The sequence below is a fragment of the Bradyrhizobium sp. AUGA SZCCT0222 genome, assembly GCF_018130205.1.
In the GTDB taxonomy this organism is placed as follows: domain Bacteria; phylum Pseudomonadota; class Alphaproteobacteria; order Rhizobiales; family Xanthobacteraceae; genus Bradyrhizobium.
Map to the genome: position 1 here is coordinate 140,252 of NZ_JAFCLX010000002.1, position 14,281 is coordinate 154,532.

Sequence of the window (14,281 nt, forward strand, 5' to 3'; positions counted from 1 at the left end):
GCAGCCGGCGCAATACGTGTCAGGGTCACTGCCTGCCGTGCTGCCAGTGTGACGTCACATCCGCACCTGATTTATTGAGGTGAACGTGCTGGTCGACATGATCGACCCAATCCACCGGAATGAAGTGATGGTGCTGGCCGTCCGGCGAACTCTGCTTGGTCAGCTTGATCTTGTCGGGTCCCTCGAGGTGATCGACCTTTCCGACCGTTTTCTTGTCGGACGAGATGACATCCATATGTTCCTTGATCTGCGAAGCGACGGCCATGTTGCGTCTCCGTTGAATGAACAGGCATTTGAAACGCGCCATTTCCGGAAAGGTTGCTGATGCCTGTAACTGTTGACCAAAATGTTCCCAAGGGACTTTAACCGTTTGGTAACTATCGCTTTGCATATCGATGGTTCCGTCGGAAAACGGGCATCACTTCCACGAAATTGACCGTTGCAATGCCGCTGCCGCTTCACGCCTTCGTCCGAGGGGTCAATCGCCGGCCTGATCAGTCACTGTTTATCTTAACGGCGAAGCGTTGTTTGAAGCGCTCAAGCGATGATCTATTATGTCAACTGATCGGGATCGATCTCGATCGCCGGTCGCACAGGACATCATGACGGGAAGTGGCGTGACTAAAAGCGTAGCATTGATGACCCCGACCTATCGCGGCGATCTCGACCGCTTCGAATTGCTCTGCGAGAGTCTCGATCGGTTCGTCAGCGGATACGAACGGCATTACGTCATCGTCAATGACGACGACCTGCCGTACTTTGCCCGATTCGAGAATAGCCGTCGCACCGTGCTGCCGAGCTCGCACTTCTTGCCGTCCTGGCTCAGGGCAATGCCGCCTTTTGTCTCGCGCAAGGGACGCAGGACGTGGTGGTCGTTCCGGTCGGGTCCGCTCCACGGCTGGCATATTCAGCAACTACTCAAGATCGCGGGCGCCTTGCAGTTGCCCCATCAGCGCTATTGCATCGTCGATTCCGATAACGTGTTCTTTCGCCCGTTCGATGTGGCGGCCTATGCCGGCGCGGATCTAACCCCGCTCTACGTCGACCGTCTGGCGATTCCGGCCGATAAGCCGTTGCATCCTGTCTGGGTCCGAAACAGCGATCGCCTGTTGGGCGGCAGCACCACCGCGTTTCCGGCCGACGATTACATCGGCAACGTGCTCGTCTGGGACAAATCGACTTTGCGCGACATGACCGCTACGATCGAAGCCGTCACCGGAATGCCGTGGGCGGTGGCGCTCGGCAAGGCGCGCTCGTTTTCCGAATACATCCTCTATGGGTATTTTGTGAACCAGTCGCCGACCCACAGGGCGACGCACCGGCTGACCACGCAAAGCCTGGCGACTTCCTACTGGGAGCCGGATCAGTTGGACGAAAAAGCGCTGCTCGCCATGGTCGACAGCTCACCGCCTGACGTCGTCGCACTTTGCATCGAATCGTTCTCGGCAACCCCGGTATCGCTCATCCGCAAGGTCGCGGGTTTGTCGAATAACGACGCGCCGTTGCAGCCGCAAGGTCCCGCTTCGGCGCAAGGCGCGAACGCGGTCATGACCAGGGAAGCCGTCTGAGGTTGTTGTCGTTGCAACGCGGGCGTCGGCGATCCCTGACCTTCCATCCTAGACCTTTGCCGGCAATCCCAATAGCCGCGCGGCATTGCCGCCGGCTACCAGCGCCATGTCGCGTTCGCTGATGCCTTTGACGCGGCCGAGAAACCCGACGGGATCGGGTTCGGCCATGTCGAACGGATAATCCGTGCCGAGCATGATGTGATCGGCACCCCAAATTTCGATCAGATGCTTGAGTTCGCGCTCGTCGAACACGACCGTGTCGAAATAGAGCTTCTTCAGGTATTCCGACGGCTTCTTCTTGATGGTGACGCGGCAATCCTCGCGATGGGCCCAGGCATGGTCGAAGCGGCCCCAGTAGCCGGGGATGTAGCCGCCGCCATGGGCGATACAGATCTTCAGCTTGGGAAAACGCTCGAGATAGCCGTCGAACACCAGCTGCCCGACGCACAGCGCGGAATCGAGCGGATGCCCGATCGTGTTGGGAAAGTAATGGTCCTCCATGCGCCCGACCAGACTGGTGCCGAATGGATGCAGGAAGATCATCACGTCAAGCTCCTCGACGCGTGCGAAGAATTTTTCAAGGCCGGCGCGGGTAAGATCGACACCCCTGACATTGGTGCAGAGTTCGACGCCGCGGAATCCGAGCTGCTTGACCATACGGTCGAGCTCGGCAACGGCCATGCCGGGATCCTGCAGCGGCACCGTGCCCATGCCCATCAGCCGGTCGGGATGCTTGGCGACCAGGCCGGCGATGTGATCGTTGACCATGTGGCAGCTGTCGCGCGCCACCTCCGGCGGCGCCGCATAGACGAAATGGCCGGGATAGGGCGAGATCACCTGCATGTCGATGCCGTCGCGGTCCATATCGGCGAGGCGGGTGTTGAGATCGGTCAGTTTCGGAAAGTCGATCTTGCCGCGCTGCGGCTGAATGCTTTTGGTCAGGTCGTTGACATGTGCATTGGCGTTGGGTGTTACGCCGCCGCCTTGAATGCCGGTGGCTTTCAGCACCATTGCATTGGCTTCCGGCACCATGCAGTGGCAATGGATATCGATGGTGCGCCACGGTTTTGTTTTTCCGGATCGGATCGGCGCGCTGCCGTGATCGGTGGCGGGGCCGCAGACTTTGCATTGGAACAGCATGGGCATGGCGCTTCCCATCCCGAATGAAATTAGTCGCCGGAATAGTTTGGCAGCACTGCGGCTATTTCTCTTCCGCTCCAGTCGAGGTTGCCGGACCTTCGCCCATGATCAGGAGAACGGCATCTTCATCCTTGGCGCCGTCCCAATGCACTTGTTTGGCGAAATGCGTGACGAAACTTCCGGCCGGCATCGGCGTCGTGTTGGCGGGATCGAATTTCGGGCCCGAACCGACCCACCAGGTACCCTGCAGCACGACGATGTAGCGGTCGTTGGGATGGAAATGCGGGCGGCTGAAATGATTGCCCTTGGTCCATTTGTTGTAGACCACATAGAAGCCCGGCTTGCTCGGATCGCCAACGACGACGGCACTTTGCGCGCCCGCGGCGTTGACCGGGCCCCACGGAATCTGGTCCGGCAATTTGTAAGTGACGGCGGCGGGATTGAGTTCAGCCGCGGAGGAGATGCTGAGCATCCCGGCGAGAGCAAGGAGCGTCACGAGGTATCGCCAGAACCGGTTGGTCGCCGTCATGGTTTGCTCCCTTTTGTCATGCGTGAGCTGAAATGCGCTCATCTGTGTTGTCGTGGATGCTAGCCGGTCTCGTTCCCACGGGGCAAGCCGCGTGCCTGCATGCGTGACAGGCGAGAGACGATGATCGCGGATATACCGGGCAGCAGGAACAATGCGGCTTCGACCGATCGCACGTCGGTGCTTACTCACCCGTTTTTGAGCGGGTGAGCTTTCTTGTGCCAGGCCCAGGCGGTGCGGATGATGGTCGGAAGATCCGAATAAGCAGGGCGGAAGTGCAGCGTTTCGTGCGCGGCGGAAGCGTCCGCGACCAGATAGGTCGGGTCGCCGGCGCGGCGTGGCTTGACGACGTGTGGCACTTCGCGCCCGGTCTCGCTCGCGATCGCCGCGAGGATCTCCCGCACCGAAAAACCCTTGCCGGTGCCGAGATTGAAGACGCCGCCGGAATGCCCTTCGAGCAAGAGCTTCAGCGCCAGCACATGGGCGGCGGCAAGGTCGGTGACATGGATGTAGTCGCGGATCGCGGTGCCGTCCGGCGTCGCGTAATCGTCGCCGAATACCGCGAAGTCCGGCACGTGTCCCTGCAGCGCCATCATCGCGCGGGGAATGAGATGGGTTTCCACCTCGCGCTGCTCGCCGATGCCGCCGGCGGGGTCGGCGCCGCTGGCGTTGAAATAGCGCAGCGCGAACGAGCCGAGCCCGTAAGCCCCGCGATAATCTGAAAGCACGCGCTCGATCATCCATTTCGAGGCGCCATAGGGATTGATCGGCGCGCAGGGATAGTTTTCGGGCAGCGCCTTGCTGTCGGCATTGCCATAGACCGCGCCGGTCGACGAGAACACCAGGCGGCTGCAGCCGGCCTCGCGCATCGCATCCAGCAGCGCCAGCGTGCCGGCGAGGTTGTTGACGTAGTATTTCTGTGGGTCGACCACGGATTCGCCGACCAGGCTGGACGCGGCGAAATGCATGACTGCGACGATGTCGTGCTCGGCGAAGGCGCGCGCCAGCATGGCCTTGTCGGCGATGTCGCCGGTAACCAGCGCGCCTGCGACGAAGCTGTGATGGCCGGTCGAAAAATTGTCGTAGCAAACGGGAAGGTAACCGGCCGCATCAAGCGCCCGGCAGCAATGCGAGCCGATATAGCCCGCGCCGCCCGTGACCAGGATGGCCGGACGATCGCTCGTCAGACCGGCGCCCATCAATCCCAGGTCCGTTCGGTGGCCGAAGGCCGGCTCTTGTTGAACAGCAGATAGAGCGCGCGCGGATTGGTGGTGAAATAGCGCCAGAACAGCCGGCGCGGTTCCAGCCAGATGCGCCAGGCCCATTCGAGCCCTGCCGCCTGCATCCAATACGGTGCGCGGGCCCGGCTGCCCGACAGGAAGTTGAACAGTCCGCCGGAGGTCTTGATCACGCCGACCTTGAACAGGCGCGAGGTGTATTCGTCGACAAAGGCCTGCTCATAGGGAACGCCAAGCGCAAGCCAGAGGTAATCGGGCGCCAGCGCGTTGATTTCGTCGAGCTTGGCCCGCAGCGCGTCGCCGCGGAGGAAGCCGTGCGAATGTCCGATGATCTTCAGGTCCGGATAGAGCTTGCGAACGTTGGCGACGGCAGCGGCGTTCTCCGCCTCATCGGCGCCGAACATGTAGAAGGTCAATCCGGCCGCCTGCGCCTTGCGGGCGACGACGTGGAACAGATCGGTGGTCGCGACGCGCTCGGGGAGCGGCGTCGACGATTTCAACCGGGACACCGTCACGAGCGGCTGGCCGTCGGCATTGATCAGGTCGGCGGAGCGAAACAGCCGGTCGGTCATCGGTTCGGTGGAGCAGCGCGCCAGCACCTCGCCATTGGCCGAGGTCAGATAGAGCGGGCGAGCGAGCCGGCGTTGCGGGAACACCATCTCGATCATGAAGTCCGCGGTCTGCTCGAGGTCGAGCACGGCAAGCCGCAGCCCGCCCAGCGTGATTCGGGGAACGCCGGCAGTAGCGGCTCTCCCGAGGGGATTTAAGCGACGCTCACGCATACTGTTTGTCTCGCTGACGGTTGACGGCCGTGGGGTTGAGTTCGTTGATGACGACACCGACCAGCTTGCACTCGGTCTCGCCGAGCGCGGTGATGATGTCTTCCATGCTCTCGTTGATGTCGAGCTTGACCGGCAGGATCGCGACCAGCCCATCGGTGGCGTCGAACAGCGCGTGGTCGGCCGGGCTCCACGGCATGGCGGGCCCGTCGAGGACCACCAGATCGTAGTCGCCGCCGATGCGTGCCTGCGCAATCGCCTTGCGGATGGTGTCGCTTGCCTTGGTATCCGAGGCCTTGAGGGCCGGCAGGATCGAAATTCCGTTCGCGCTCTTGATGGCGCGCGCAGCCTTGGCGCCAATATTGAGCCAGCCGAGACGGCCGGTCTCTTCCCTGCCGAGGTGGGCCACCTTGTTCGACAGTGTATAGGTCTTTTGATCGGCGTCGATCAGCAGCACCCTGGCGCCATCGCGAGCGGCCGAGAGCGCGACGTTGAGCGCGGCAATGTTGCGGTCCTCGCCATTGCCGGCGCCGATCACGGCCATGACGGGCGCGGTGTCCTTGGCCGCGCGCGTCGCCAGTGCGGTCCGAATTTCGCGCATGCTGTTGAGGAACGTCATCAGCGGGAAACCGGCGCGCAGCGTCGGCCAGCCGAGCTTGACGACATCGAGGGTGCCGCCCGTCGCCAGGATTCCGCCGAGGGTGCGCACCACGTCCGTTTCCTGCAGCCGCGTGATCGACGGCTTCGCGATCAGGCTGACGGCCGGCTGCGAGGTGGCCGACGGTTGCCTCGTGGCCGCGGCAGGCGTCCGATTTTGCGCGGCTGATGAGGCCGATGTCCTGACCGGCGTGTCGGGTCGAACCGGGTTGGCGCCAGGCGTCAACCGCTCGACGGCGATGATCCAGGCGGCCGAGGCGAGCCCGCCCAGCATGAAGCCGATCATGGCGAACAAGGCCATCCCCGGCGGGAAGGTGCGCCGCTGCGGCACGGTGGCATCGCCGATGATGCGGGCGCTCGAGGTGTTCAGGGTCTCCTGCTCCTCGGTCTCGCGCGAGCGCTTGAGGAACGACTGGTAGACGTCGCGGCTGGCTTCCACGTCGCGTTCGAGCTCGCGCAACCGGACCGCGGCCTGGCTCATCTGGACGCTCTGGCGCTTCTGGGTTTCGAGCGCCTTGTTCAGGGAAGCTTCGTAATCCCGGGCGCGGGTCAGGTCATTCTTCGCCGCCTGCAGAAAGCGATCGGTTTCCTCGCCGATGGTCCGGCGCAGATCCTCGACCTGCTTCTCCATCTGGCGCAAGGCAGGATGACGCGGCCCCAACTCGCTCTGCAATTCGGCCTGGCGCTTCCTGGCTTCGGCATATTGCGAACGCAGATTGGCGATGGTTGGCGATTGCAGCGCCTCGGGAATGGCGCCGGCGTCCGCCGATGTCTTGCGGCTGGCGGCGATCTGATCGTGTTTGGCCTGCGCATCGAGCGTCAGCGCCCGCGCCGCGGCAAGCCGCTGGTTGCTGGCGGAGAGCTGCTGATCGCTGATCAGCGTGTCCTGCGTGCCGACGAAGTTGTTCTGCGCCTTGTAGACCGCGAGCGTGTTCTCGGCGTTGCGAAGCCGTTCCTGCAATTCCGTCAGCCGGCTGGAAAGGTCGCTGGTGGCGCGACGGACCCTCGCGGCCTGCGATTGCGTGGATTCGGTCAAATAGGCCTTGGCGATCGCATTTGAGAGCATCGCCGCCTTGGCCGGGTCGATCGACCAGACCTCGATGTCGACGATGAAGGTCTTGTCGGTCTTCTTCACATTGATGTGGCGGATCAGGGTTTCCAGCGCCGCCATCTCGACGAGCTTGCGCTGCTCGGCGGTCGGGCGCAGTTCGATCCCGAACAGGCCCAGCAGCGATCCGAACAGGCCCTTGCCGCTGCCGCCGCCGAACTCGGGGTCCTTCTCAAGATGGGTCTCGCGGATCACCTGCAACAGCACATTGTTCGAGGTGATCACGCGCCCCTGGCTCTCGACCACCATCGCAAGGCCAGACAGGTCCGGGGCGCGCGGCGTGAGTTCGCGATCGACCAGCTGCAATTCGCGGGGATCGACGTAGAGCTGGGCCGTTGCGGTATATTTCGGTGTCAGGCTCTTGCCGATCGCCACCGCGATGCAGGCGCAGAGCAGCGCCGCCGAGGCGATCGCGATCTTCCGCCGCCACAGCAGTTGAACCAGATCGAGCACGCTGAAGCCACCCAATGCCGGCAATGCGGCGGGCCGGGGGTCAAGCTTGGCCTGGTTTATCGGCTCGTCATAGATAAGCATCGACCCCAGCTTCCATTCCAACTGCCGCACACATCGGCTGAGGGGTTACTCTTCGCCTTACGCCACGCGCGCCAGACTTCAACGCGCCAAAAACGCAACAGGGAAAATTAACCATACTCATTGAGGGACTATTCACCGAAATGGCAAACAAAGCGTTTATGCGCGGGCGCATCGCAATGCCTCCGCCATTGTCATAGCCGGGATTTTCCGGCGCGCCGCCGCCTCGAGGGCGTGGTTGAGCAGTGCTGGCGAGCAGCCCCAGGCGCTCGGCTGTTCAGCAACGTCGTGGCCGTAGAAAATTAACCATCCGTTATTGGTTTCGGCATCGTCGAACATGCGTTCGATCCCGGCGCGGTCCATCTGGCCATCGATCAGCGGCACGGCGCGAAGAAGCTGCAAATCGACTGTGCCGCTGTTGATGCCAGGTTCGATGCTGCGGCAGGTCTGGAACTGATCCTTGAGCTGGTTCTTCCGTCCAACCGATCCCAATCCGTAAGGATAGGCAAAAGTCTCGGTTTCGATCGAGGCGTCCAGCGCGCGGAGGTAGCCGCGGTTTCGCATGATTTCGTTGGCAAGGGCGGCGACGCCGAGATCGCTGGCGCGCCGGTGCGAGAATGTATGACAGCCGATTTCGTGGCCACGGCGATGTAGGGAAAGCAGGTCGTCGGCGTCGCCCGTCGGCCATTCCCGCGTTTCGCCGCCAATCAGGCCTCCCGATACATAGAAGGTGCCCCGCGCGCCGTGTGTTTCGAGCAGATCCGCGCCTGTCGTCGCCGCGCTTTTCGGGAGATCGTCAAAGGTAAAGCTGACCATCGGCGTGGTGTTGCGCATCTGGAAGGAATTGGCGTGCAGATACATCGCCAGCCGGTGGCTGACCTTCGCTTTTGCCTGTGAGAACATCGCGTTCATTCTCAGCGCTTCCTCAAGATCACGTGGTAGTCGCCGTGCCGCACGTCGGTCTTGCCGGGCAGGAAGACGTTCATCACCTTGGCGGCCGCGTCGATCAGGCTCGCGAACAGCGGCTTGCGCCGGCGCATCTCCGGATAGCGCGGGCTCTCATACTGCTTGCAATAGATCATCTGCAGGCCGTGCTTGTCGGCGAACGCATCCAGGTTCGCCAGCGTGACAAGCGGATGAAAATGAGTCGGGAACGGCGCGCAGCCGGGCAGGCCGGCGTTCTTGTCGCCGCGGATATGGCGGTAGAACCAGACGTGGAACCAGTGCGGCGAATATTTGGTGACGACGCCGGACAGCGACCTTGGGTTCGGCGCGCCGATCAGGACCAATCCGTTTTTCTTTAGCGACTGGCAGAAGCCAAGCAGCGCCGCTTCCACATTGGGCACATGCTCGATCACGTTGTAGCAGATCACGAGATCGAAACTGTCGGGCGCGAAGCGATGGGTCTGGATGTCGCCGAGGATCGTCTCCTGTGCGTAATCATTGTTGCGGATCTGGTCTTCGTCGATATCGACCACGGTGACGTGGGCACGCCGGAGCACGCTGAGCGGCAGGAAGCTGGTCGAGCCGCCGCCGGCCTCATAGATCTTTAGATCGGTCGCGGGCAGTTTGGCCTCGAGAATGCTGTGAACCGTGAGCAGGCTCTGCCGGGCTTCGCCGGGCGGCAGGTCAAGCAGCGACTGCGGATGCAGCGCGGCCGGCCGGTCGGCGGCGTCAGTGAAAGCCGAATGAAGGGGATCGAGGGCAAATGTCTTGGTCATTTGTTCTTATCCGTTGATGTTTACGAATTTGGCCCGGAACATCGCGAAGCCGGTTTTCAGGCGGCCGCGAATCCGGGAGATGTCGAACAGCCAGCACAAGGCGGCGTAGGTGATGAGTCCTGCGCTGGCCAGCACGGCGCAGGCGGTCAGATCGGCGACGTGCAGGTTTCTGTCGAGCGCAGCGACGGTCAACGCCATGATCAGTCCGGCGATCATGATCAGCGCCAGCCGGCCGAGCGGCAGTGGGACCTTGAATGCAAAGCGGCTGAGGATCAGCGCACAGGTGAATCCAATTATGTCGGCGCCGAGCCGCGCCCAGGCTGCGCCGACCGTGCCGTAATGGCTGACCAGGACGTAGGACAGGATCACATTGGCCGCGATGATCGAGGCCGTATTGATCAGATAAAACGAGTTGCGCCCGGAGAGCAGGAAGCTGGCGTGCAGATATTGCTGGGTCAGGATCTGGAAGACCACGGCTAGCGCGATGATCGGCATGGTCTGCGCCGCCAGTTCGCGGAAGTCCGGCCCGAGAATGATGTTGGCGACATGGGCGGAAATGACCGCAAAGCCGAGGCAGGCCGGCAGCGTGATGCTGAGCAGCAACTCGACGCAATCGGAAAGATGCGACCGGACCGCGGCATCGCCCTTGCTGGCGTGAATCTGAACCGCCATCGGAAAGAATGCCGCGGCGGCGCTCATGGCCGGCATCATCAGGGTCTGCCGGACCAGATCGAGCGCGGCGACATATTTGCCGGCGTCCGCTGCGCCCACCAGATTGGCGATCATGAAGCGATCGGTGACGCTGGAAATCGCGAGCAGGGTAAGTGAAAGGGTGAGGGGCAGGCCGGTCTTCGCCAGCGCCGCAAGGCCGGTACCGTCGAATTTGACCTTGGTGCCGCGCCAGGCGGTGCGCGACTGGACCAGCACCGCAAGCAGGTAGGCGAGCGCGGACGACAGCAGCAGCAGGAAGCCGCTCGGGCTGACAAGTGCCACGACAGCACCTAGGCCGAGCACAGCAACGGCGCGGACCAGGGTCGCCTTCATGACCGAAAGTGCCATCAGCCGGGCGCGAACCAGATCCTGGGTCAGCTCGAACAGCCCGATCGTGACGGAAAGCACGACCGCCGCCAGCGCGGCATTCGTATCCAGTCCAACCAGCCGTCCCAGGACATAGGCGATCGGCGCGGTGAGGCAGCAGATCAGGTAACCCGAGATCACGCGGCCGCGCACATCGGGGCCGTCGTCGCGGGCGTGTCCGCTCAGAATGAGATTACGAAACCAGCCGACGAGGAAAACGCTGATGACGGACCCAAAACCGATGCCCAGCAGATAGACGCCATAATCATGCGGCGAGAACAGCCGCGTGAAAATGAACACGCTCAATAGGCCCAGCAATGCCGAGAGGATATTGGCAGTCAGGTTGATGCTGGCTTGTCCGATCAGCATGGCGCTGCGAGCCCCGCGGGCTTGCCCGTGACTCCGCGCCCGAGCATGGCGTCGCACGACGCTACTCGGTTGATGTCGGAAATCTCGTTGGCGATGACGTTCAAGGCGGGCGCTTTCTGGACTCGGAATCCCTTTGCCAGACCATTGAGCAAGATCGGTGCCGGACGGTTCCGCTAACGGTCGCGGCGATTTGATGTGGTTAATTCTGCGTTTCGTTCACGGTCGCAAGCGGGTTAACCGCTCGCGGTAACCACGATGCAAGCGCAATTTGTGCGCGAAGCGGCGGTTTTGCGGAGTTGCCCGGATATTGCAGAGCACGATTCCGCATCGCCGATGTTCATCGCCATGAGTGTTATCCATGACAGATTGCCCGCCATTCCAATCCAATTTCGCCGTGCCTGGTGAGGTCGCCGGGGCATCAACCCGTTTCGGCACACCTTTGCTGTCCAGAGTGTCCGTTTTTGAAACGGTGAGGGGCGGTCGCGGTTACGGCAGCGTCGCGAGGGCTCGGCAATGAAGTACCGCGCTGATATTGACGGGCTGCGGGCCCTCGCTGTGGTTCCGGTGGTTCTTTACCATGTCGGTGTACCCGGATTCGCAGGCGGCTTCGTCGGCGTCGACATTTTCTTTGTCATCTCGGGTTATCTGATCTGCGGCATGATCGATGCGGATATCCGCAACGGATCGTTCTCGCTTGGAAATTTCTACAAGCGCCGGATCCTGCGAATCCTCCCGGCGCTGCTCGTGATGTTCCTGGTGACGAGCGTCTTCGCCTATATCTATTTGCTGCCGGCCGAACTGATCGGCTATTCAAAGAGCCTTGCCAGCGCCATCGGCTCGGTCTCCAACGCCTACTTTGCCCAGACCGCCGGATATTTCGATGCGCCGGCCGAAACAAAGCCTCTGCTACATACTTGGTCGCTTAGCGTGGAGGAGCAGTTCTACGTCATCGCGCCGTTGTTGATGCTCTTTGTCTATCGCTGGGTCCCGAAGCACGCCAAGTTCCTGTTCGCGGCTGTCGCTGCGCTCTCGTTTGCGGCTGCCATCGCCATGAGTACGAGAAATCTCACCTTTACATTCTATCTCATGCCTTTCCGCGCCTGGGAATTGGCGCTGGGTGCGATGCTGGCTGTCAAATTTATCCCGGTGCCGGAAACAAGATTCTGGAAGAACATTTGCGGCGGAGCCGGGCTGCTGCTGCTGCTTGGCGTGATCCTGCTTGGATCGGCGTCGGCGCCGCTTCTGCTGATGACGTCGCTCGCCTGCCTTGGCGCAGCACTGGTGATCGCTTCCAGCGAGAGCGGGGTATCGATGGCCGGACGATTGCTGGCGCTGCCGCCCTTCGTCGCTATCGGGCTGATATCCTATTCGCTCTATTTGTGGCACTGGCCGCTGATCGTGTTCCAGCGCACCGACATGGTGTTCGGCGCGGAATCGGCAGCATCGACCAAACTGACGTTGATCACGCTGTCCGTGGGGCTCGCCTATCTGTCGTGGAAATTGGTCGAACTGCCGTTCCGTTCGATGGCGCGGGAGACATCGAAGGGGGCCGTCTTCGGCGCCGCATCAGCCGCGATCGGCTCGACGTTCGCGCTGTGCGCGCTGGTATTCTTCGCGAGTGGCGCGCCATACCGCTTTCCGCAACGCGTCGTGGATATCGGTGCTTATCTTGCCTACGATTCGTCCGCCGCGTTCCGGACCGGACGCTGCTTCATATCGGCCAACCGCCAGCGGTTCGACGCCGAAACCTGCCTGAAACTGGATCCGGCGCGGCCGAACTATCTGCTCATTGGCGACAGCCATGCCGCGCACCTCTGGTCCGGGCTGTCCGTCGCCATGCCGCAGGTGAATATCCTGCAGGCAACGGCAAGCGAATGCCGCCCGGCTGTTCCGGCGGGGGCTCGGGTCGAAATGAAAGCCTGTCGCGATCTGATGGAACTCGCGTTCAACGATTTCCTCGTCAACAACCATGTCGACAAGGTCATTCTCTCCGCGTCATGGAAGGATGAGGATCTGCCGAACCTGTCGGCCACGCTGGATACCCTGAAATCCAGAGGGACCGATGTCATCGTGCTTGGACCGATCGTCGAATACGATGCCCCTCTGCCGCGGCTCCTGATCGACGGGATTTTGCGCGACCATCCGTCCCTTGCCAGCACAAGGCGCACACCCGGAATTCGCGAGCGCGATCTCGCCATGGGCGCTTTGGTAAAGGCTCGCGGCGCGACCTACTCATCCGTCTACGATGCGGTCTGCCGGGATGGTCGTTGCGACGAGTTCGTCGAAGCCGATATTCCGATGCAGTTCGACGCGGGCCATCTCACCGACAAAGGCGCAGCAGAGGTCGGCCGAAGGCTGTCTGCTGTCTTCGGCAACAAATTGACAAGGACGTCTAATGTTTCGAACTGACCGCCCCGCGCCTCGCCGCCGGGTGGGCCTCAAGCGCCTGGTATTTTTTCTGGTGGCCTTTGTCTTGAGCCTGCTGTTGCTGGCCCGCGTCGACACCAACGCCGCTCCGCGCGTCAATTCGAGCCAAGTCAATTCGAGTCCTGCCAATTCAAGTCCCGCGAAATTTGCCGGAGCCTTCGTCGATTGGGGCCCCGTTGGGCGCGAGCATACCCTGCAGGCCTGGGAAAAATGGCTGAAACAGCCGCCATCGTCGGTGGTGGGCGTCGATTTCTACGGCCAGGCGAACTGGGAAGATTTCCACAAGCTGACCTGGGTTCCCGGCATCTGGAAGAAGCTCAACCCGTCGCGGAACGTCGTCTGGTCGGTGCCGCTGACGGTTCCGGGAACGCCGCTCGCCGACGTCGCCAATGGCTTGCACGACGGCGAGTTCGAGGCGGCGGCGCGTGCGATCGCCGATGCACAGCCAAAGGCGATCATCCGTCTCGGCTGGGAGATGAATCTGTCCCAGATGGCGTGGTTCGCCAAGGATCATGAAGCCGACTACATCGCGGCGTTCCGGCGCGTGGTCGGAATCTTCCGGCGCCACTCCAGCGAGTTCAAATATGATTGGTGTCCGGGATGGGGAACGCAGGATACGCCGGCGGACCTGGCCTATCCGGGCGACGATGTCGTCGACTACATCGGTCTGGATATCTACGATTTCAAACATGAGGGCTCGCCGGAAGAGCGTTGGGACGCCTTCTATCTCAAGGCTCCGTTTGGCCTGGAATGGCACCGCGACTTTGCCGCCAGGCATGGCAAGCCGATGAGCTATCCCGAATGGGGCGTCGGCAATTTCGGCGACAATCCATACTTCATTCAGCAGATGCACGACTGGTTCGTGAAGCATCGGAACAACATCGCCTACGCGGCCTATTTCGACGTCGACGGATTGTGGCCCACGCGGATCTCCAACGGGCAGTTTCCCAAATCCCAGAAGCTGTTCGGCAAGCTGTTCAGCCGCTGAGCCCGGAGCCTGAACCTGATTTAATTCAAACTTAACCCCGTCCATTAACCGTCGGGAACAATTCGGCACCACCAGGCATCCTGTCGGACCGGATATTGCAGCAATGCTCTTGTATCGTCTGGACCCATAGCAAACGTCATGCGCCAGAGTTT

Annotated in this window: 12 protein-coding genes; 3 read left to right on the forward strand and 9 right to left on the reverse strand. The window is 61.8% G+C overall.

The window, feature by feature from the left end; all coding sequences use genetic code 11:
* Positions 1-25: 25 nt before the first annotated feature.
* The gene (locus tag JQ629_RS02070) at positions 26-265 is read right to left on the reverse strand and encodes a DUF2171 domain-containing protein (protein WP_212209560.1); all 240 of its coding nucleotides are present in this window, start codon (positions 263-265) and stop codon (positions 26-28) included.
* 352 nt (positions 266-617) lie between these two features.
* Between JQ629_RS02070 and JQ629_RS02075 the strand changes: the two genes are divergently transcribed.
* A complete protein-coding gene (locus JQ629_RS02075) occupies positions 618-1,568 on the forward strand; it encodes a DUF6492 family protein (protein ID WP_349631199.1) in 951 nt (316 codons plus the stop codon).
* Positions 1,569-1,616: 48 nt separating this feature from the next.
* Here the strand turns inward: JQ629_RS02075 and JQ629_RS02080 are convergent, their stop codons facing one another.
* From JQ629_RS02080 to JQ629_RS02115, 8 genes are all read right to left on the reverse strand, one after another.
* Entirely contained in the window at positions 1,617-2,714 is a 1,098-nt protein-coding gene (locus tag JQ629_RS02080; RefSeq protein WP_212410831.1) for an amidohydrolase family protein, read from the reverse strand.
* 55 nt (positions 2,715-2,769) lie between these two features.
* Positions 2,770-3,237: a cupin domain-containing protein gene (locus tag JQ629_RS02085; RefSeq protein ID WP_249134764.1), complete on the reverse strand. Its 468-nt coding sequence runs from the start codon at positions 3,235-3,237 to the stop codon at positions 2,770-2,772.
* A gap of 185 nt (positions 3,238-3,422) precedes the next feature.
* Positions 3,423-4,433: a UDP-glucose 4-epimerase GalE gene (gene galE / locus JQ629_RS02090; RefSeq protein ID WP_212410832.1), complete on the reverse strand. Its 1,011-nt coding sequence runs from the start codon at positions 4,431-4,433 to the stop codon at positions 3,423-3,425.
* Complete coding sequence (locus tag JQ629_RS02095; RefSeq protein WP_212410833.1) at positions 4,433-5,254, reverse strand: WecB/TagA/CpsF family glycosyltransferase; 822 nt, start codon at positions 5,252-5,254, stop codon at positions 4,433-4,435. Before JQ629_RS02095 ends, galE begins: the two co-directional genes overlap by 1 nt.
* The gene (locus JQ629_RS02100) at positions 5,247-7,550 is read right to left on the reverse strand and encodes an exopolysaccharide transport family protein (protein ID WP_212410835.1); all 2,304 of its coding nucleotides are present in this window, start codon (positions 7,548-7,550) and stop codon (positions 5,247-5,249) included. The genes JQ629_RS02095 and JQ629_RS02100 overlap by 8 nt, the downstream gene beginning before the upstream one ends.
* Positions 7,551-7,706: 156 nt before the next feature.
* Positions 7,707-8,459 (reverse strand): polysaccharide deacetylase family protein, encoded by a 753-nt coding sequence (locus JQ629_RS02105; protein WP_249134765.1) that lies wholly within the window; start codon positions 8,457-8,459, stop codon positions 7,707-7,709.
* Positions 8,460-8,461: 2 nt separating this feature from the next.
* Positions 8,462-9,268, reverse strand: coding sequence for a class I SAM-dependent methyltransferase (locus JQ629_RS02110; protein WP_212410838.1), 807 nt, complete (start codon positions 9,266-9,268; stop codon positions 8,462-8,464).
* Positions 9,269-9,274: 6 nt separating this feature from the next.
* Positions 9,275-10,714, reverse strand: a complete 1,440-nt coding sequence (locus tag JQ629_RS02115) for a lipopolysaccharide biosynthesis protein (protein ID WP_212410839.1) — start codon at positions 10,712-10,714, stop codon at positions 9,275-9,277.
* A 513-nt stretch (positions 10,715-11,227) separates the two neighbouring features.
* Between JQ629_RS02115 and JQ629_RS02120 the strand changes: the two genes are divergently transcribed.
* Positions 11,228-13,123, forward strand: coding sequence for an acyltransferase family protein (locus JQ629_RS02120; RefSeq protein WP_212410840.1), 1,896 nt, complete (start codon positions 11,228-11,230; stop codon positions 13,121-13,123).
* Entirely contained in the window at positions 13,110-14,129 is a 1,020-nt protein-coding gene (locus tag JQ629_RS02125) for a glycoside hydrolase family 26 protein (protein ID WP_212410841.1), read from the forward strand. The genes JQ629_RS02120 and JQ629_RS02125 overlap by 14 nt, the downstream gene beginning before the upstream one ends.
* Positions 14,130-14,281: the final 152 nt, after the last annotated feature.